Raw genomic sequence first — 17429 nt, forward strand, 5'->3', positions numbered from 1 at the left:
GTTAATTTCTTTTATCTTTAATCGCAACTGTACATCTTGAGATACAAACTAACTGCTCATCCTCGGAATAAATTTTTATATCCCAAACCATTGTCGTTTTACCTGTATGTACTGCAGTTCCGATCGCTGTTACGACACCGTCACGAACAGAACGTATATGATTTGCGTTTATTTCAAGGCCAAAAGCGAGTTGATTCTCTTGATCAATCATCGAAAACGTCCCTACACTCGCAACTGTTTCAGCTAAAGCAACTGAAGCACCACCGTGTAAATAACCAAACGGTTGATGTACTTTTTCCGTTACCTCCATTTTCATCACTACTTTGCCTTCTTCAACAGACTCTATCGTCATGCCTAAAGCATGCATTAAGGTCATTTTCTCTTCCATTACTCCTCCGCCTCTCGATTAAAGCTTACGTGCTTTAAACAAAATCTATTTTCGTCATACTTGTTTGAACAAAAGATTATGTTTAACAAATTCTATTTTATTATAAAATTTTACATATTTTAAATTCGAGGTAATGAAAAGATTATCCTTTTATTCGAAATAAATTTACTAGTAACGTTGTAAACCCCTTGCAATTGCAAGGGGCATGTTTTTATAGTACGCCATCAAACCGTTTTTCTGCGTAATTTTTTAAACTATCCATTTGTTTTACTAAATTTCGTTTTGTGAACCAACTGAGTATGAAGCCCGTCATTTTAGCTACTACTGAAGACATTTCCAAGCTACATTCATAATCTAACCGGGTCTGATTTGATTCAACAGAAAAAAATCGATAGACCGCATCTGCTGTATAATTAGTATGCTTTAATCGAATACCCAATTCTTTTGGTGGGCTATAGGAAATGATTTCGCCATCATATTCTTGAATTTCCCCATCTTCTTCTAACTTTTGCTTAAACTTATGACCAACTGGATTTTCTCTATTATAATTTTCATCATACTGATTCTCTATAAAACCTTCCATCCACTTTTTTAAATGCTCATCTGAATCAACAACTTCAAAAACAGCTTCGATTGGTGCATTAATGATTAAGCTATAATTTATATTTTCCATGATCTATTCTCCAATTTGATTCTTTGATTGTTGCCTAAATACTTGTAACGAGTTTTGTTCATTCAATTCTTTTAGATCTGATTCAGTAAATCTTCCTGATCCCTGTTTTATTATATAAACAGCTAGTTTCTTCTTTCCCCAATGCTCAAATACATCTCCAACAGTTTGATAATATAAGTCCAAATGATTGCCTTTTACTGCTGCGCCTTTATCTGCTACTACTCCATATCCATACCCAGGAATAAATAATACCGTTCCGATCGGAAATACGTTCAAGTCAGCTGCAATGGTCGAAAATAAATCTCTCTTTACTTCCACACCTGAATAAGTAATTCCATATGAATGGTCTTTAGGACTTTTTCCTGTCGATTCCCTTCCAGCTGTATATCCAGTTGCTGTAACTGTTATCTTTTTATAATTATCCCAATTCGTATTATGTTCGATGTTTTTTGCCATTGTAATCATTATGCTCTCATTTGTGATCGTTTTATTTTCTTCAGCAAATACTTTATTTATTACGATTGAATCACTAAACCAACCTTTTATTGTAGCGACTTGAATATTTGCAAGAATTTTTAAAGAAGAAAACAAAGCAATAATGAATAAAATAGATAAAATAACTCGTCTAAATAATTTTTTATTTATACCCAATGAATCATTTCACTCCTTTTCATCTTTTCATCTTTCCCTAAAACAAAAAAATTATAAAAAAAACTTTCTCATACATGAGAAAGTTAGAACATTTGATATCCATTTTTTCTTAATGAAAGGATTACTACACCTGACATAATTGCTCCTACTAGACCAGCTGTTAAAATAACAATATCACCGGTTCCTACTGCCATTAGGTTTGTTTTTAGTGTCTCAAAAGCTACAGTAGTATTAGTAAAATATTTTACCGTACTAATCTTGTCCACAATCATAACAATCAATAGCGGATAGATTACTACCATAAACCAAGTTGTTCGAAAAAGCATATTTGCTAGGAAACCGATTCCAAAAGCTAATACGAAAAATAACAATATTGAAATTAGTAAAACTGGAATACTCATCACCATATAAAAAACACCCCACATTTTTTCTATATACAGTGTAAAACCTTCTTGTCCTATCGTCAATTTTAAAAAAATTCAAACTATTTAAAAATTACTTAATAAAATGATATGTAGTATATTGGAATTGATCTCCTGGGTTTAAACCTTTAACCACATCCATTGGTTTATTCGGAGGATTTTCGATTAAGTATTTAATTAGTAATGAAGATGTTGGATCTTTTACTAGCTCTTCTTCAGAAATAAAACGTGCATCTGATAACTCTTCTTCTTGAATCGAAATCGTTGTATCATTTGCCTGTAATAAGAAAATTAACATATTATCACTAATTTCTTCACGAATAACACCAGTTCTAACACCTATTAAGCCTATTAAGGATGCGTTTATGCCCGTTTCCTCTTTAATCTCTCTCAATACAGCTTGGTCAACAGTTTCATCTTGTTTTACAAAACCTGCTGGTAAAGACCATAAACCTTTTAAGCCACTATATTTTTTCTTTACAACTAACCATCTTCCATTAGAGTCTTTCACTAAACCTGCTACTCCTAGCCATACATTACTTCTTTTACTCATCTATTATGACCACCTTTACGATAAAGAAAACTCGTCTATTGGCGAGCCTTTAGGAGAAGACAGAGACGTAGTTGCCTTTATATTTTATACTTAAACTTGGAAACTACGTCAACTCCCTGCTGCCAATTCAATTTTGAATAATGTACAAAGAAAAAGCTCGACTTAAGTCGAGCTAATATGCTTATAGAAAGTTTAATTTACCTTTTTTAAGAACTAACATTGGTCCACCAAGTACGAATAAATAACGGTTATCAATTACTTTTTTCATAAATGAAGCTTTCCAACCAGTTAATTTTTTACCGTAAACTACGCCAATTGCATCATCATGTCCTAATGAACATACTGTACCTTTAATGTCTGGTGTGAATTCTTCTAATTCACCTTTTCCACGAACTAGTACTGCTAAGTTGTGTGCAACATTAAATCCTTGTTGAATTGCAATTTGTGCTGTTGGTGGGTATGGACGGTTACTTGCTTCGTCAATTAATAAAGCAGAGTCACCAACGATAAATACATCGTCATTTCCAGGAACACGCATATCTTTTGTAACTTTTACACGTCCACGCATAGCTTCAAAACCAGCTTGCTCTACTAATGCATTTCCACGTACACCTGCAGCCCAAACAACTGTTGCAGAGTTGATTTTCTCTTCTACATCACCTTTAGCAACGATGATTCCTTCTTCAGTACATTCTTTAATAGCTGTACCAATTTTGAATTCTACGCCTTTTTTCTCTAATTGAGAAACCGCATAGTCAACTAATTCAGGATCGAAACCTGGTAATACCATTGGTGCAGCCTCTACGCAAATAATACGAACTAAATCACGATCGATATCATACTCTTTGCATAATTCTGGAACACGGTTTGCAAGTTCACCAACAAATTCAATACCAGTAAATCCAGCACCACCAACGATAATTGTTAATAACTCATCGCGTTTTTCAACTGGAGTGTTGTAGTATTTAGAGAAGCTGTAATCAATATGCTCACGAATTTGACGAGCAGCATTGATGTTAGCAATTGAAAATGCATGTTCTTTTAATCCTTTAATTCCGAAAGTTTCTGACTCAAAACCAAGTCCAACTACTAAATAATCATAGTCTAATTCGCCGTTAGAAAGAAATACTTTCTTCTCTTCAGGTTTGATTTGAGTAACAGTATCTTGAATAAAGTTAATTTTATCTTGATTAATCACGTCTTTAATATCAAGACGTGTACGGTCATGGTGTAATGTACCTGCTGCATTTTCATGTAACCATGTTGCTTGGTAGTGGTAGCTGTTTTTATTTACTAGTGTAATGTCCGCTTCATTTGCAGATAATGTTTTTTGAAGTCGAGTTGCAGTAATAATTCCACCATACCCAGCTCCAAGGATTACAATCTTAGGCTTATTCATGATATACATACCATCCTTTTAAATTATATTAAGTACCTACAATTTGCTGTAATATCTCTAAATCTATAACTAAGCTCAATAGTGAGCAATCTAAATCATTATAAATTAGTACATAAGTGAGCAAACGATTATATAGGGATATTTGTCTAAATATTTCGTAATAATTGTCACAAAATGTTAACAATTAGCCTATAACAATATTAAAGTTTTTTGTGTAAGATTTCAAGCATAAATCTAATCGGTAGAATTCTCAAAATATTAAACTAAATTAAGTTTTTTTAGATTCACACCTTTGTTTTATTAAAGATTTCTACAATAGTTTAATTACCATTTTTTTATTTTATCGGCATAAAATATGATATTATTCTATTATAGATGACATGCATTTATACATAAGGGGGGCATTCCGTTTATGAAAGACGAAAAAGTATATGATATAACGATTATTGGTGGCGGACCGGTTGGTTTATTCACTGCTTTTTATGGTGGAATGCGACAAGCTAGTGTAAAAATCATTGAAAGTTTACCACAGCTTGGCGGTCAATTATCTGCACTTTACCCTGAAAAATATATTTATGATGTTGCTGGCTTTCCAAAAGTACGCGCTCAAGAGTTAATTAATAACTTAAAAGAGCAAATGAAAAAATTTAATCCTACCGTTTGTTTAGAGCAATCAGTTCAAACAATTACTAAAGGTGAAGATGGAGTATTCCATTTAGTTTGTAATGATGGTTTTGAGCATTATACAAAAGCTATAATCATCACTGCAGGAAATGGTGCATTCCAACCACGTAAACTTGAAATCGCAGGTTCTGAAAAATTCGAAAAAGCAAACCTACATTACTTCGTAGATGACATGAATAAATTTGCTGGTAAACGAGTTATTGTTTTCGGTGGCGGAGATTCTGCTGTAGACTGGTCATTAATGCTTGAACCCATCGCTGAAAAAGTAACACTAGTTCACCGTCGTGATAAATTTAGAGCTCATGAGCATAGCGTTGAAAACTTAATGCACTCTAAAGTAGAAGTAACAACTCCTTGGATCCCTGTTGCAATCGTTGGTAAAGAACGTATTGAAAAAGTTGTTCTTCAAAATGCAAAATCTGAAGATCGTATTGAAATCGAAGTTGATGATGTAATCGTTAACTATGGTTTTGTTTCTTCTCTAGGACCAATTAAAAACTGGGGTCTAAACATTGAAAAGAATAACATTGTTGTTAACTCACGCATGGAAACAAATATTCCAGGTATTTATGCTGCTGGAGATATTTGTATATATGATGGAAAAGTTAAACTAATTGCTTCCGGGTTTGGTGAGGCACCAACAGCAATCAACCATGCTAAAACATATATTGATCCAACTGCGAAAGTACAACCTGGACATAGTTCTTCAATGTTCTAAAATATAGATTTTAATCATAAGAACTGTCTTTTTATAGGCAGTCTTTTTAAAAAATACTTTGTGATACATTGAACATTCTACAACGCAATTCGTGAACCATTTCACAACAAACTGCTTAAAAAATCATTTCAAATTTATATCTACACTATATAATAGTACACAAATTCAAAAAAGATTCAATAATTTACCCCAAATTTGTAAAAATATTAACAAATGAGAATTTGGCCTAGTTTGTTTGATTGAAAAAATAGGATACAAAAGTATCCTATTTTTGATTAAAAATTTCTTCAATTAGAAATTCTTATTATTAGCACTCTTCAGGTGTACCAGCATTTGAAGCTGTTCTAAAGCTTGAACCACATCCACATGATGCGATTGCATTTGGATTATCGATTGTAAATCCTCCACCTAGTAACGACTCTTTAAAATCAATAACAACACCTTTTAAAATAGGAGCACTTTCATTATCAATTAAAAACTTAATGCCATAATATTCTAATTCTGTGTCATCATCATTTTTTTGTGGATCGAAACCAAGTCCATATGAAAGTCCAGAACAACCTCCACCTTTTACACCTAAGCGAACAAAAGTATTTTGGTCTTCTTCGTTTTCAATCATTTCTTTAATTTTTAATCCTGCTTGTTCAGTAACTGTAATCATTTATATCACTCCTCTTTGAGTATAGTATATGCCTTCTGTTATTGTAACTGCTGGGCCTTTCATCCATACATCCCCATCAGTAGACCAAGTAATTTGTAAATCTCCACCTTGTAGGTGAACAGTTATTGGTTCATCTCGTTTATATTTACCTTCTTGTATCATAGCGACTGCTGCAGCACATGCCCCTGTTCCACAAGCTTGAGTTACACCTGAACCTCGCTCCCATACAACGAAATTTATCTCATTATGCGGCAAACATTCGATAAATTCAACATTTACGCTTTCCGGAAATAAATCATGTTTTTCAACAATTGGACCTAAAGTTGTTAATGGTGCTTTTTTAATATCACTTACTTCAAAAACAGCATGTGGATTGCCCATCGAAACAGCTGTAAATTCATAGCTTTTTTCTTCAAATAAAAATCTGTCCCTAGCATATTCCTGGTCATCACCAATCATTGGGATTTGTGATCTTTGGAATATTGGTTTACCCATATTTATTGTTACTTGATTAACAATATTATTTTCAACATGTACTGTTGCTTTAACTATTGTACTTATCGTTTCAATCTTAAATGAAGTATTATTTGCAATTCCATGTTCAAATGCATATTTAGCTACACATCTTAGACCATTACCACAATTTTTAGCTTCTGATCCATCATTATTAAATACTCGCATTTTTACATCTGCAACTTCTGATGGACAGATTAATATCATTCCGTCACTACCAATTCCTGTATTAACATTTGAAACTTCAACTGCAATTTTAGACAGCTCTTCTTCTCTTAAATTTTCTTCAAACATATCGACATAAATATAGTTATTTCCTAGCCCATGCATTTTTGTATAACGAAAAGAATTCATTTTCATGACTCCTTACTTTTTTTATTACTACAAGTATAAAATTTAAATGAATTGAGCACAATAAGAACATCCCCCGTTTCTCGATATAGAAACATTTTAAGAGCTTCACTTAGGTGAATGCTCATTTTTTTTGCATTAATTTTGCTAAATAATTAAAAATAGTGTACGTAATAAAAATAATATTGGTTAATGTAATCAATCTAAAGAATAGTAATTTTTTCCTATTAGTGAAATATTTAATTTAGTGAATGAATGAGGGATGTAAAAGGGATTATGTGGAAAACTAAAATATTGTTGAAATAGCTCGAAAAATAGAAAAAGCACTGTTAATTATTAACAGTGCTTCTTATATCAACATATTTTCTTCTAAGAAAATATAAATATTATCTACTAGCTCGGTTGCCGTTTCTCCAGTTACTACTTCCCCTTCAACTAGTGCAAAAAGTGATAGACTACATTTTCCACAATATCCAAGGCAGCCATATTCTAGTATGTCTAGATTTGGATCACGTTCAAGCTGTTCTAAAGCTTTTTGTGCACCGTCTGCTAGGTTTTTTATACAAAATTCGACTAATGGTCTCACTATTTTTCACTCCTTGCTCCTCATAAAGTTACTCTTTTTTTTTTAAAACGTCAATCCTTTTGAGAATAAATGGAATGAGCTTTATTTTACGGAGTTAGGCGTTGTTATTTTAACATAAAATATATATAATATAATTGTCGAAAAATAGAAAAATTTTTTCATTCAACGCTAATAAAACAAAAGGGGAACATCAACTATGAAAAACCTCGTATTACTAGGTGCCGGATATGGAAATATTCGTGCTTTGTCACGTCTATTAACATCTGATTTACCTGAGGATGTTCATATCACATTGATTGATCGAAATTCTTTTCATTGCTTTAAAACTGAGTATTATGCATTAGTTGCAGGTACGGTTCCAGAGCAACATATTAGAATACCAATACCAACTCATGAGAAATTAAAGGTGGTATATGGAGATATTACTACAATTGATACGGCAAACAAGAAAGTAGAATTAAGCAATGGAAAATCAGTTTCTTATGATGATTTGATTATCGGTTTAGGTTGTGAGGATAAATACCATAATGTACCTGGTGCACCAGAACATACTTATAGTATTCAAACAATTGAAAAAACAAGAAACGCTTATGAAAATGTAAACAGTCTACCTCCTAATTCAGTAATCGGTGTTGTAGGTGCTGGTTTAAGTGGTGTAGAAGTAGCTAGTGAATTAAGAGAAAGTAGAAGCGATTTACAAATTTTACTTTTTGATCGTGGAAGCCGAATTTTATCAATGTTTCCAGAAAAACTTAGTTATTATGTACAAAACTGGTTTATTGAGCACGATGTAAAAATTGTTAGCAATTCAAACATTACAAAAGTTGAGAAAAATACTTTATTTAACCATGATGATGAAATTCATTGTGACGCTGTTATTTGGACAGCGGGAATTCAACCAGTTGAAGTTGTCCGCAATTTAGACGTAGAAAAAGACAATACAGGAAGAATCGTTGTAACAAAATATCATCACATGCCAAACGACGAGCATGTTTATGTAGTGGGAGATTGTGCATCATTACCATATGCACCTTCTGCACAGCTTGCTGAAGCTCAAGCAGAACAAATCGTTATGATTTTACAAAAGAAATGGAAAGGTGAAGACCTTCCAGAAGAAATGCCTAAAATAAAATTAAAAGGTATTATGGGCTCATTAGGTAAAAAACATGGTTTTGGACTATTCAATGAACGCCCACTAATCGGACGTGTTCCAAGATTAATTAAGTCTGGAATCTTATGGATGTATAAATACCATAACGGTTGATGATTAAATTATCTTTTTAGCTATACTTATATGCAAAAAAGCCCCTTAACTTAATTGTTAAAGGGCCTTTTTTTATTCTGTTTTGTCAGATTTAATAACTTCTTTTACACTTTCAACCATTCCTAAAAGCTTTGTAGCGTCTGTCGGAATAACAAGTTTTGATGCATGACCATAAGCTACTTTTTCTAAAGCTTCCATTGAACGCAATTGAACCATTTCTTTAGTTGGCTCTGCATTTCTCCAAACATCTAACACAACTTGTTCCCCTCTAGCTTTCGCTTCGGCAAGTTTAATGATTGCTTCCGCTTCCCCTTCAGCGCGTAAAACTTGAGAATCTTTATCTCCTCGAGCTTTTTCAACTTGGCTTAAACGTTCCCCTTCTGCTTCAAGAATTTTTGATTGCTTTTCTCCTTCCGCTTTCAGGATTTTTGATTCTTTTTCACCTTGTGCATTTAATACTTTTTCACGACGTGTACGTTCTGCTTGCATTTGTCGCTCCATCGCATTTTGTATATCAACAGGTGGAATAATATTTCGGATCTCTACACGATTAACCTTCATTCCCCATTTATCAGTTGCTTGGTCAAGAATTGCACGGAGTTTATTATTAACTGTATCACGACTTGTTAAAGTTTCATCTAAATCTAATTCCCCTATTAAGTTACGTAATGTAGTAGCAGTCAAATTGGAAATCGCAGACAGGGGATTAGCAATTTCGTATTCATGACGCACAACATCAGTTACTTGATAAAAGACAACTGAGTCTACTTGGATACTAACATTATCTTTTGTAATCATCGATTGTGGTGGAAAATCTACCACAGTCTCACGCAATGTTTTTTTACTAGCTACACGTTCAACAAATGGCATTACAACGTGGATTCCACTCTCTAATTTACGATGGAATTTCCCTAATCGTTCTACAAGATATACTTCAGATTGTCTAACAATACGAATACTTGATAACAAAAGTAACACAACGAATAAAACAATAATACCAATAATAATTGGACCAACCATAGAACTTACATCAGACATAACACTTCTCCTCAATTAGTTATTTTTCACGTATAAAGTTGCACCTTCTATTTTTGTTACAATTACCTTTTCATTTAATAATAAAGGTTCTGTTGAACGGATTGTCCATTCATCTCCATAAACTTTAGCTGTTCCTACTGTATCATCCTCTAATTCAACAGAAGCTACAACGAGCTCTTTACCAATTAATGCATATACTCCATTTTCAATCGTTTTTTGCTGGTGGATTCTTTTTGCAAATTTCTTTGTACTAAGCCATAAAATTAGTGCACTAATAACAAAAACGATAAAAGTAAAGGTGTTGGATCCTGTTAAATAATTTACAACTGATGCTAGAATGCTCGCAATACCAATCCATAAGAATACAAAGGTTAATGAAAACATTTCGATGATAATTAATAAAACTCCAATTACAAATAAACTAATTGCAACCATTCCACCCCTCCTCCCAATTCTATATATATGCCAAAAATTGCAATTTATTTGTTTTACACTTCTATTCTATCATGTAAATCTTCAGCATTTTACATAAAATAGTGAATTTTATTAAAACATTTTAATTTTTTTGGAAAAGAATCAATTACAATAAGCACCCAACAAAAAGCAATTTATAATCAATAAAAACCCCCTTACATTTTTGTAAGGGGGTTTCAGAGTGTTGAAATATAAAATGGTCAATAGGAAAAACGGCCATTAAATGAACATTTATTTAATGATGAATTATTTTTTTTGGATGATCTATTAATGGTTTTAAATGTTAGTATATTTGAGCTATTTGATTCCAATAACACTAGTAATGATTTATTTCAAAAGTTAAAAATATTAAGAGCTAATTTTTGGAAAAACAAATTCAATTTTTTATTTAAATAATGTTCGAAATTAATTGACCTACAAGCTGACTAATATACAACAGTTAAGTTACTCTAAGTAAAGGCTATTTGATTAGGATTTATTGCAGACTTTTTTGATGAATAAGTTGATTAGAACGAAAGGGGTGCTCGACTCCTATGGGATATGCGGGAAGGCTGAGACCCCGCAGGCTTGCCGAGGAGGCTAAAGAATCTCGCCACATGGAAAGCGAGCATCTTGTAGTGGAAATCAACATCACTCTACTCCTTTTACGAAAATTTGGAATTTAATTGACGGTTTTTTTTTCAACAGCGTAAAAACCCCTTAAATTCATGTAAGGGGTTTTAATTCATTATAGTTCAATAGCGTTATAAACATCTTTTAATTTTGGATTACCTTCACCAACAACATTTCCATTTACTAGTACTACCGGATAGAAAAACTCATCATTTCTAACTCGTTCAGCGAAATCTTCTTTTTCATTATTTTCTACATTAAATATATCAATGTATTGAAAATCAAAGGCTAAGTCAGGATATTTTCTTTGAAGTGCAGCTTGAAGCCATTCAAAAGTTTCAATTGATGATGGCATTCCTACACAACTTGCACATATTACTTCAGCTCCAAAAACTTCCACTAAAATTTTATTACTCATTTTCTCCTCCTAGCATACAATAAGAGTGTGTCCAAAAATAATTTCAAACACACAAAGTACTCTGTAATAGATTTTTTCCTCTTAACTGATTATAATAAAATTAGTGAAAGGAGTCGATATGAATGGACATGAAAGAACAAGTACAAGAAGTTTTAGATAAATTAAGACCGTTTTTACTACGCGATGGTGGAGACGTTGATTTAGTTGATATTGAGGATGGAATTGTTAAACTTCGCCTTTTAGGTGCATGTGGTAGCTGCCCAAGTTCAACTATTACATTAAAAGCTGGTATTGAGCGAGCTTTATTAGAAGAAGTACCTGGTGTAATTGAGGTAGAGCAAGTATTCTAATATATTTTCAATACTAAAAGAGAGGGTATAAAACCCTCTCTTTTATTTTAGCCATTTAATTTCTCTAATCCCTAACTTAGCAGTTGGTAATCCGATTAAATCATAAAACCCACCTAAAAAAGCTTCAAACTCACTAGTGTTTTCAAGATAATTAACTAACTTACGTTCATACCTTTTCCGATCCGCATCGCTCCTTGCCAAATAATATCCTTCGATTGTTTCAAAGTAATGTACTGGAAAAAGAAGTCTTGCAAATAACAAACGCCACGCAAAAGTAGATAATGGACTTTTCTTTTCATAACCATAAAAGAATGAAAGGATTTTCTTTTGATAATTTTCATGATTCTCTAAATATTCATCCCTAACCCATTCAGCAAGGTCTCTGCTTGGATGATCATAAATCCATTCAATCGGTACTTTTGCAAAATGAATTTCTTTCTGTCTTCGTTCAGTCATTTTTTGATGACAAATTGTTGCTGCATCAACAACTTGGGGAGTATCATCTAATTCAGTGTCTACAACATATTGAATCGCATTTTCAGTCATTCCGAGATAATAGGGAAAAGATTCAATAAATATTTGTTCGAAAAAATTTTCAGGATGGCTATTCACTTTACTTTGCCAAAATCTTTCTAATTGCTCTAAACGTTTTTCCCATAAATTCTTCCATTTCCCAATCCTATTTAATCTTTTCAATTCATCTGAATATTTTTTCCCTCTTAAATGAAAAATTGCTAGTTCTTCACCGTTATTATTACTGCGTTCATTTTGTCTGTTACTCTTAAATAAAGAATAATTATTTCCATCAATCTTACTCACATAGTACCCTTGAACATTTTGAACAAAGGTTGCGACCGATTGATCTCCAGTTGAGCTCATAAAATCACTTAAACTCTTCATTTCTTGCAAATCATCTTCTTTTAAATTTCCAATAGGAGCAAGAAAATACACCCTATTCCGCTGCCAAAACATGTAATATGACTGGACTTGAAGTAATTCAGCTGGTTGAATTTGATAATGAGTAAACATGTCTTGAATGATGTTTTGGTTGCGAATAAACATCATCACTCACATCCTTCTTATAACTACTTATTAATATATATGTCACAAATCCAAAAACCTGTACCCTACTTTTTCACTTTCCATATATAAACCCGAATGGCCATACACAAAAAGGGAGAGAATGACGTAGTATATACGAAAAGTGGAGGCGGGTTGGTCAGCCCCGACACCTCGAGGGGCTACCCGCCGGAACTAGACATCACGAAAAGTGGAGGCGGGTTGGTCAGCCCTGACAAGCATAAGACAAAGGCCAAGAAAGATTGACCTCGTGGGCTACTCGCTGGAACAAGGCATCACGAAATGTGGAGGCGGGTTGGTCAGCCTCTACAAGCATTTTACGCAGGGGGCTAATCTCCTGAACTGGACTTTTCAAAATATGAAGGCAAGTAGATTAGCAAATAAGACATAAGTAATAAATTTTTTACTATGTTTTAGCTTTTTTTATAAAGGGGAATTATGTTCGATATCGAATCATATATAATTAATCCTCTTATTTCTTAAAAATAATTTATAGTAAAAGTTTTACTTATTTTATGAAATCTCCATTTTAGTTATTTTTATAGTAATTAAATCAATCGATAAGGAAAAGGTGATGAAATGGAATATTTAAATCACGATTTAGAAAAGACTGCATTATCGTTATTAGAAAAAAGAGGTGTTACGCTCGATGACATTGCGGATTTAGTTTTCTTTTTACAGAATAAATATCATGAAAATTTATCTTTGGATGAGTGTAAACACAATGTACAGAGGGTCTTGACAAAACGTGAGATACAAAACGCCATCATTACTGGTATTGAATTAGATATTTTGGCAGAGCAAGATAAACTACAGGAGCCTTTGTTGGCTATTATCAAAAAAGATGAAGGCCTTTATGGAATTGATGAAATAATTGCCTTATCAATTGTAAATGTATATGGTTCAATTGGATTCACGAATTACGGTTACATCGATAAATTAAAACCTGGAATTTTAGAACGATTAAACGATAAATCAACAGGCTTAGTAAATACATTTTTAGATGATATTGTTGGAGCGATTGCAGCTGCTGCATCTAGCCGACTTGCGCATCGTGCCGCACATAAAAAGGCTGATCAAATTAAAGCTGAAGATGAATAAAAAAGAGTGGTCTCATAAGTGAATCTACATTTGAGACCTCTTTTTCATTTGAAATAACACAAATACCCCACAAGTAAATTAATTACTTGTGGGGTTTTTTCTAGTCTAGATAGTTTCCTTAAATATATTTAATCCACTCTTCTAATGAGTCAACTGAATAAGTTGGCTGTGTTTCGTAATTTGACAACATATCTTTAGTCGTAACACCAGTATGAACAATTAATGTGTCAACACCAGTATTAATCCCAGCCATGATGTCTGTATCATAATAATCACCAATCATTAATGTGTCCTCTTTTGCAACACCAAGAACTTTTAATGCTTGCTCCATAATAATTGATTCAGGTTTTCCAATGAAAATTGGTTTTACTGTAGTAGATACGGCTATAACAGATGTTAGTGAACCATTACCAGGTAATAAACCTCTTTCAGTCGGTATCGCTATATCGCCATTAGTAGAAATAAATGTCGCACCATTTCTTACAGCTATACAAGCCTTTGCTAATTTCTCATAATTAATACTTCGATCTAAACCACTAATTACAAAATCAGGGTTTTCATCTTTAATTGTTAAGCCAACTTCTTCTAAGGCATACTGTAAGCCCTCTTCACCTATCATATAAACAGTAGCATCTGCCTTTTGTTCTTTTATGTAATTTGCTGTGGCATTACTTGTTGTAAAGACCTGTTCTTTTGTAGTTGGTATATTAAAGGAATTAAGTTTATCAGCAACTTGTTCTGGTCTACGTGTAGAATTATTTGTTACAAATAGATATGGAATATTTTTTTCCTTTAGAGCCTTAATAAAAAGACTAGCTTCCTCAATTTGCTCCTCACCACGATACATAGTTCCATCTAGATCGATTAAGTATCCTTTATATTGTTTCATATTGCCACTCCTTACTAGTCAAGCTGTCTCACTCGGTAAGACATGAAAACAGCATTAGTATCAATTTTTTCATAGAAAAATTAAGATTATTTTTCCTCATCACTACTAAAAGCATTAATTACTCCTAGTTCTTTATCAAGAAAAGCTTGAACCGAAACCGGAAATTCCTTATATGCTTCTATATTTTCGCTTAATGTCGTCACTATTTTTTCTGTAATTGAAGATGTGTAATCCTGTAATAAATGTTTTCGAATTGGAATTAATTTTTTTATTGATTCCCCAATTGATGCAGTTATAACTTTTTCATCCATTAGAATATCAACAATATCATCATAACTTCCTGGGTCCCTCATTATAAAGCCATCAATCATTGTATTTCCAATATCTAACATACTGTCTATCAAAAGATGTGTCATTCTTTCCAAAGCTAGTTCTTCTAGCTTATTTTTTGGATGGCTGTTTGACGCATAAAATTCAAGCATTGAATTTAATATTTCAATTCGATCTAATATGTTTTGACGATTTACAAAGTACATATGTACACTTCCTTCTCAATTCTATCTTCTACATTTTATGGACTTATATTTATTTTATAGCTAAATTCGAAAAAAATCGACAAATGAAAGCGTTTCTTAACGATTTTTGTTATATTATATAGGTGAATATTTTTCTGGGGGTTGGACTTTTGGAGCGTGAATTAGCACTTGAGATTGTAAGAGTTACTGAAGCAGCTGCCCTTGCCTCTGCGCATTGGATGGGACGCGGTAAGAAAAATGAAGCTGATGACGCTGCTACTTCTGCAATGCGTTCGATGTTTGATTCAGTGAATATGGCGGGTACTGTAGTAATTGGTGAAGGTGAACTCGATGAGGCACCAATGCTTTATATAGGTGAGAAATTGGGAACTGGTAATGGACCAGAGGTAGACATTGCAGTCGATCCTCTTGAGGGAACAAATATCCTTGCAAAAGGCCATGCAAATGCAATGGCAGTAATCGCAATTTCTGATAAAGGTAACTTACTACATGCACCTGACATGTATATGGAAAAAATAGCTGTAGGTCCTCGTGCTGCAGGTAAAATATCATTAGATGATCCGATTGAAAAAACAATAGATATTATTGCTGAAGCAAACAATAAACGTGTACAAGATTTAACGGTAATTATTCAAGAACGTCCTCGTCATGAGGAAATCATTGAACGAATTCGTGAAAAAGGTGCTCGAGTTAAATTATTCGGTGATGGAGATGTTGGTGCTGTTATAGCTACAGCATTACCTCAAACAGGAATCGATCTCTTTGTAGGTACTGGAGGCGCACCAGAAGGGGTTATAGCCGCTGCAGCGATAAAAGCCCTTGGCGGTGACATGCAAGCTCGATTAGTACCAATGAATAAAGAAGAAGAACTACGTTGTATGGATATGGGTCTTAATAACCCAAGACAATTATTAACATTAAATGATTTAGTAAAAGGTGACGATGCAATTTTTGCAGCTACAGGTGTTACTTCAGGTGAATTACTTGAAGGTGTTACTTTCTTAGGTGGAGACTTAGTCGAAACTCATTCAATTGTAATGAGAAGTAAAACAAAAACTGTGCGACATATTAAAGCTCATCACCATTTAGGATACAAGCCAAATCTTATTTTAGTATAATGGAGGAATAAAAAAATGTCAGAACGTTTTTTCTTATATGATGACACTATTCAAGCAAAGACTCGCTTTGTAAGCTTTATGGGAGAAGAGCAAAGACATGATCTTGCTTTAGTATACTCTGATCGTCATTATGGCAAAGTTATGATTATGGATATGCAAAGTAATCGATTTGCAATTATTGGTTCGGATGATTTAAAAGAAGAAGGTTACTTAGAATTTGCTTTCGGAATATCTGAAGAAAAGGCTGCTGAATTATTAGATTTCCTTAGTGAAATTATTTTCTAATTTTTCGTTCCTGTGGATAAATAATTTATTTTTACTAAATAATCTGAAAAATAGTGGATAACTAAAGAGTTGTCCACTTTTTTGTGTGATTAAGTCTTTAGTTATTCACATTCTTGTTGAAAGATTCAAACTTATCCACAAGGTTTTTATTGTTTCAAAAAATCAAAAAACATTTTATCCACAAAATTTGTTTATGATAAAGATCAGACAACTTTCCTTAAAAATTCTGGTGATCCCCTTTACAAACAAAAAAATGATAGGTTCCCCTATCATTTCGGTATATAAACAAAGTTATATAAACTTGATTTCAGACTGATTGCAAGCGTTTGGCGGGCAGTCTGAAAAAATGGGGTTACCCATCATTTAATTTTTTACTTTCTTAACTACAAAATATTTACATCCAAAATTACAGTACTCATAAATATATTCACGTAATGTACTTATTTTTGAATCATATGGAACATTTTTTTGAGAATCATCAAAAAATCCTCTAAGTCTTAGTTGCTCATAGCCCCAATCCCCAACAATGTAATCATACTTTGAAAGGATCTCTGCATATCTCGCTTTAAAGGCTTCTTCATTGAATCCTTCACGGTAATCTTCAACTACTTCATAGCAAATATTCTGTATGCAAACCAATTTGTATTCTCCTTCCTTTTACTCCC

The 17429-nt window shown here is 33.0% G+C and carries 22 protein-coding genes; 6 read left to right on the top strand and 16 right to left on the bottom strand.

The features are described from left to right. Position 1: 1 nt before the first annotated feature. From AN960_RS06705 to AN960_RS06730, 6 genes are all read right to left on the bottom strand, one after another. Positions 2 to 388: a PaaI family thioesterase gene (locus AN960_RS06705; protein WP_286131624.1), complete on the bottom strand. Its 387-nt coding sequence runs from the start codon at positions 386 to 388 to the stop codon at positions 2 to 4. A 211-nt stretch (positions 389 to 599) separates the two neighbouring features. Further along, positions 600 to 1061 (bottom strand): SRPBCC family protein, encoded by a 462-nt coding sequence (locus tag AN960_RS06710; protein ID WP_056468671.1) that lies wholly within the window; start codon positions 1059 to 1061, stop codon positions 600 to 602. A 3-nt stretch (positions 1062 to 1064) separates the two neighbouring features. Continuing rightward, entirely contained in the window at positions 1065 to 1712 is a 648-nt protein-coding gene (locus AN960_RS06715; RefSeq protein WP_056468674.1) for a 3D domain-containing protein, read from the bottom strand. A gap of 83 nt (positions 1713 to 1795) precedes the next feature. Beyond that, entirely contained in the window at positions 1796 to 2113 is a 318-nt protein-coding gene (locus AN960_RS06720) for a YuiB family protein (protein WP_056469021.1), read from the bottom strand. 94 nt (positions 2114 to 2207) lie between these two features. After that, entirely contained in the window at positions 2208 to 2687 is a 480-nt protein-coding gene (locus AN960_RS06725; RefSeq protein WP_056468677.1) for an NUDIX hydrolase, read from the bottom strand. A 181-nt stretch (positions 2688 to 2868) separates the two neighbouring features. Next, positions 2869 to 4086 (bottom strand): NAD(P)/FAD-dependent oxidoreductase, encoded by a 1218-nt coding sequence (locus tag AN960_RS06730; RefSeq protein WP_056468680.1) that lies wholly within the window; start codon positions 4084 to 4086, stop codon positions 2869 to 2871. Positions 4087 to 4498: 412 nt separating this feature from the next. Here AN960_RS06730 and AN960_RS06735 point away from each other — a divergent pair, with 412 nt between their 5' ends. Beyond that, the gene (locus AN960_RS06735; RefSeq protein WP_056468688.1) at positions 4499 to 5488 is read left to right on the top strand and encodes an NAD(P)/FAD-dependent oxidoreductase; all 990 of its coding nucleotides are present in this window, start codon (positions 4499 to 4501) and stop codon (positions 5486 to 5488) included. Between the two features lie 307 nt (positions 5489 to 5795). Here AN960_RS06735 and AN960_RS24855 read toward each other — a convergent pair whose 3' ends face one another. From AN960_RS24855 to AN960_RS06750, 3 genes are all read right to left on the bottom strand, one after another. Next, positions 5796 to 6149: a HesB/IscA family protein gene (locus AN960_RS24855; protein WP_056468693.1), complete on the bottom strand. Its 354-nt coding sequence runs from the start codon at positions 6147 to 6149 to the stop codon at positions 5796 to 5798. Next, the gene (dapF, locus tag AN960_RS06745) at positions 6150 to 7016 is read right to left on the bottom strand and encodes a diaminopimelate epimerase (RefSeq protein WP_056468694.1); all 867 of its coding nucleotides are present in this window, start codon (positions 7014 to 7016) and stop codon (positions 6150 to 6152) included. Positions 7017 to 7362: 346 nt separating this feature from the next. Further along, the gene (locus AN960_RS06750) at positions 7363 to 7599 is read right to left on the bottom strand and encodes a YuzB family protein (protein WP_056468696.1); all 237 of its coding nucleotides are present in this window, start codon (positions 7597 to 7599) and stop codon (positions 7363 to 7365) included. 196 nt (positions 7600 to 7795) lie between these two features. Here AN960_RS06750 and AN960_RS06755 point away from each other — a divergent pair, with 196 nt between their 5' ends. Next, the gene (locus AN960_RS06755; protein ID WP_056468701.1) at positions 7796 to 8863 is read left to right on the top strand and encodes an NAD(P)/FAD-dependent oxidoreductase; all 1068 of its coding nucleotides are present in this window, start codon (positions 7796 to 7798) and stop codon (positions 8861 to 8863) included. 72 nt (positions 8864 to 8935) lie between these two features. On the opposite strand, the gene AN960_RS06760 is transcribed toward AN960_RS06755, so the two are convergent. From AN960_RS06760 to AN960_RS06770, 3 genes are all read right to left on the bottom strand, one after another. Continuing rightward, the gene (locus AN960_RS06760) at positions 8936 to 9901 is read right to left on the bottom strand and encodes an SPFH domain-containing protein (protein ID WP_216600069.1); all 966 of its coding nucleotides are present in this window, start codon (positions 9899 to 9901) and stop codon (positions 8936 to 8938) included. Positions 9902 to 9916: 15 nt separating this feature from the next. Further along, on the bottom strand, positions 9917 to 10336 hold the full coding sequence (locus AN960_RS06765) for an NfeD family protein (RefSeq protein WP_056468704.1): 420 nt from the start codon (positions 10334 to 10336) through the stop codon (positions 9917 to 9919). A gap of 766 nt (positions 10337 to 11102) precedes the next feature. Next, a complete protein-coding gene (locus tag AN960_RS06770) occupies positions 11103 to 11405 on the bottom strand; it encodes a DUF1462 family protein (RefSeq protein ID WP_049819759.1) in 303 nt (100 codons plus the stop codon). Between the two features lie 122 nt (positions 11406 to 11527). Between AN960_RS06770 and AN960_RS06775 the strand changes: the two genes are divergently transcribed. After that, entirely contained in the window at positions 11528 to 11755 is a 228-nt protein-coding gene (locus tag AN960_RS06775) for a NifU family protein (protein ID WP_025671774.1), read from the top strand. A 42-nt stretch (positions 11756 to 11797) separates the two neighbouring features. On the opposite strand, the gene yutH is transcribed toward AN960_RS06775, so the two are convergent. Then, a complete protein-coding gene (gene yutH, locus AN960_RS06780; protein WP_056469027.1) occupies positions 11798 to 12796 on the bottom strand; it encodes a spore coat putative kinase YutH in 999 nt (332 codons plus the stop codon). 618 nt (positions 12797 to 13414) lie between these two features. On the opposite strand from yutH, the gene AN960_RS06785 reads away from it, so the two are divergent. Further along, on the top strand, positions 13415 to 13936 hold the full coding sequence (locus tag AN960_RS06785) for a phosphatidylglycerophosphatase A family protein (RefSeq protein WP_056468706.1): 522 nt from the start codon (positions 13415 to 13417) through the stop codon (positions 13934 to 13936). A 118-nt stretch (positions 13937 to 14054) separates the two neighbouring features. Here the strand turns inward: AN960_RS06785 and nucF are convergent, their stop codons facing one another. Continuing rightward, complete coding sequence (gene nucF / locus AN960_RS06790) at positions 14055 to 14825, bottom strand: 5' nucleotidase NucF (RefSeq protein WP_056468709.1); 771 nt, start codon at positions 14823 to 14825, stop codon at positions 14055 to 14057. An 86-nt stretch (positions 14826 to 14911) separates the two neighbouring features. Beyond that, positions 14912 to 15361, bottom strand: a complete 450-nt coding sequence (locus tag AN960_RS06795) for a DUF86 domain-containing protein (protein ID WP_056468712.1) — start codon at positions 15359 to 15361, stop codon at positions 14912 to 14914. 149 nt (positions 15362 to 15510) lie between these two features. Between AN960_RS06795 and glpX the strand changes: the two genes are divergently transcribed. Continuing rightward, positions 15511 to 16479 carry a class II fructose-bisphosphatase gene (glpX, locus tag AN960_RS06800; protein WP_056468716.1) on the top strand — a complete coding sequence of 323 codons (969 nt, stop codon included), beginning with the start codon at positions 15511 to 15513 and terminating at the stop codon, positions 16477 to 16479. 15 nt (positions 16480 to 16494) lie between these two features. Then, positions 16495 to 16764: a DUF3055 domain-containing protein gene (locus tag AN960_RS06805; RefSeq protein ID WP_025672291.1), complete on the top strand. Its 270-nt coding sequence runs from the start codon at positions 16495 to 16497 to the stop codon at positions 16762 to 16764. Positions 16765 to 17127: 363 nt separating this feature from the next. On the opposite strand, the gene AN960_RS06810 is transcribed toward AN960_RS06805, so the two are convergent. Then, complete coding sequence (locus AN960_RS06810) at positions 17128 to 17403, bottom strand: YutD family protein (protein WP_056468720.1); 276 nt, start codon at positions 17401 to 17403, stop codon at positions 17128 to 17130. Positions 17404 to 17429: the final 26 nt, after the last annotated feature.

Source organism: Bacillus sp. FJAT-25509 (assembly GCF_001420605.1).
Classification (GTDB): domain Bacteria; phylum Bacillota; class Bacilli; order Bacillales; family Bacillaceae_G; genus Gottfriedia.

What these genes read in the sequence shown, in the direction of transcription:
- AN960_RS06705 (WP_286131624.1), bottom strand. Translation starts at nt 388, where the DNA reads ATGGAAGAGAAAATGACCTTAATGCATGCTTTAGGCATGACGATAGAG.
- AN960_RS06710 (WP_056468671.1), bottom strand. Translation starts at nt 1,061, where the DNA reads ATGGAAAATATAAATTATAGCTTAATCATTAATGCACCAATCGAAGCT.
- AN960_RS06720 (WP_056469021.1), bottom strand. Translation starts at nt 2,113, where the DNA reads ATGAGTATTCCAGTTTTACTAATTTCAATATTGTTATTTTTCGTATTA.
- AN960_RS06725 (WP_056468677.1), bottom strand. Translation starts at nt 2,687, where the DNA reads ATGAGTAAAAGAAGTAATGTATGGCTAGGAGTAGCAGGTTTAGTGAAA.
- AN960_RS06730 (WP_056468680.1), bottom strand. Translation starts at nt 4,086, where the DNA reads ATGAATAAGCCTAAGATTGTAATCCTTGGAGCTGGGTATGGTGGAATT.
- AN960_RS06735 (WP_056468688.1), top strand. Translation starts at nt 4,499, where the DNA reads ATGAAAGACGAAAAAGTATATGATATAACGATTATTGGTGGCGGACCG.
- AN960_RS24855 (WP_056468693.1), bottom strand. Translation starts at nt 6,149, where the DNA reads ATGATTACAGTTACTGAACAAGCAGGATTAAAAATTAAAGAAATGATT.
- dapF (WP_056468694.1), bottom strand. Translation starts at nt 7,016, where the DNA reads ATGAATTCTTTTCGTTATACAAAAATGCATGGGCTAGGAAATAACTAT.
- AN960_RS06755 (WP_056468701.1), top strand. Translation starts at nt 7,796, where the DNA reads ATGAAAAACCTCGTATTACTAGGTGCCGGATATGGAAATATTCGTGCT.
- AN960_RS06760 (WP_216600069.1), bottom strand. Translation starts at nt 9,901, where the DNA reads ATGTCTGATGTAAGTTCTATGGTTGGTCCAATTATTATTGGTATTATT.
- AN960_RS06765 (WP_056468704.1), bottom strand. Translation starts at nt 10,336, where the DNA reads ATGGTTGCAATTAGTTTATTTGTAATTGGAGTTTTATTAATTATCATC.
- AN960_RS06770 (WP_049819759.1), bottom strand. Translation starts at nt 11,405, where the DNA reads ATGAGTAATAAAATTTTAGTGGAAGTTTTTGGAGCTGAAGTAATATGT.
- AN960_RS06775 (WP_025671774.1), top strand. Translation starts at nt 11,528, where the DNA reads ATGGACATGAAAGAACAAGTACAAGAAGTTTTAGATAAATTAAGACCG.
- AN960_RS06785 (WP_056468706.1), top strand. Translation starts at nt 13,415, where the DNA reads ATGGAATATTTAAATCACGATTTAGAAAAGACTGCATTATCGTTATTA.
- nucF (WP_056468709.1), bottom strand. Translation starts at nt 14,825, where the DNA reads ATGAAACAATATAAAGGATACTTAATCGATCTAGATGGAACTATGTAT.
- AN960_RS06795 (WP_056468712.1), bottom strand. Translation starts at nt 15,361, where the DNA reads ATGTACTTTGTAAATCGTCAAAACATATTAGATCGAATTGAAATATTA.
- AN960_RS06805 (WP_025672291.1), top strand. Translation starts at nt 16,495, where the DNA reads ATGTCAGAACGTTTTTTCTTATATGATGACACTATTCAAGCAAAGACT.